Raw genomic sequence first — 1,088 nt, forward strand, 5'->3', positions numbered from 1 at the left:
GAGCCGCTCCCGCAGGGTGCCGGTGACGGTGGGGCGGTCGAGGTGCAGCACGTCGGCGATGCGGGAGAGCAGCGCGGGCAGGCCGCCGGCGAAGTGGAAGTCCTCCATCAGGAACCGGCCGCCGGGCCGTACGTCGGCGAGCACCGGCACGGTGCGCGCGATCCGGTCGAAGTCGGCGGGCGCCAGGGCGACGCGGGAGCGGCCGGCCATGGCGACGAGGTGAATGACGGCGTTGGTGGAGCCGCCCAGGGCGAGGACGGTGGCGGCGGCGTCCTCGTACGCCTCGCGCGTGAGGATCCGGTCGGGGGTCAGGTCCTCCCGGACCATCCCGACGATCCGCGCGCCCGCCGCCGCGGCCATCCGCTCGTGCCCGGAGTCGACGGCGGGGATCGAGGAGGCGCCGGGCAGGGTCATGCCGAGCGCCTCGGCGGCGGCGGTCATGGTGGAGGCGGTGCCCATGGTCATGCAGTGGCCGGGCGAGCGGGCGAGCCCGCACTCCAGCTCGGCCAGCTCGCAGTCGCCGACGAGCCCGGCGCGGTGGTCGTCCCAGTACTTCCACATGTCGGTGCCGGAGCCGAGGACCTCGCGGCGCCAGCGGCCGGGCAGCATCGGCCCCGACGGTACGAAGAGGGCCGGCAGGCCGGCGCTGGCGGCGCCCATGAGCAGCGCGGGGGTGGTCTTGTCGCAGCCGCCCATGAGCACCGCGCCGTCGACGGGGTACGAGCGCAGCAGTTCCTCGGTCTCCATGGCGAGGAGGTTGCGGTAGAGCATGGGCGTCGGCTTCTGGAAGGTCTCCGAGAGCGTGGCGACGGGGAACTCCAGCGGGAAGCCGCCGGCCTGCCACACGCCGCGCTTGACGGCCTGGGCGCGCTCGCGCAGGTGGGCGTGGCAGGGGTTGATGTCGGACCAGGTGTTGAGGACGGCGACGACCGGCTTGCCGAGGTGCTCCTCGGGCAGGTAGCCGAGCTGCCGGGTGCGGGCGCGGTGGCTGAAGGAGCGCAGTCCGGCGGCGACTCCGTCCCCGTACCAGCGGTGGCTGCGCAACTCGCGCCCCTGCCCGCGCCCTTCGCCGGTCATATCCCCCACCC

The 1,088-nt window shown here is 74.7% G+C and carries 1 protein-coding gene; it reads right to left on the reverse strand.

The annotated features are described in order from the left end of the window. The coding region (locus tag H5J30_RS35125) for a dihydroxy-acid dehydratase domain-containing protein (protein ID WP_181791844.1) at positions 1 to 1,077 on the reverse strand (1,077 nt) is incomplete at its 3' end. Positions 1,078 to 1,088: the final 11 nt, after the last annotated feature.

The sequence above is a fragment of the Streptomyces phytophilus genome, assembly GCF_013870535.1.
In the GTDB taxonomy this organism is placed as follows: domain Bacteria; phylum Actinomycetota; class Actinomycetes; order Streptomycetales; family Streptomycetaceae; genus Streptomyces; species Streptomyces phytophilus.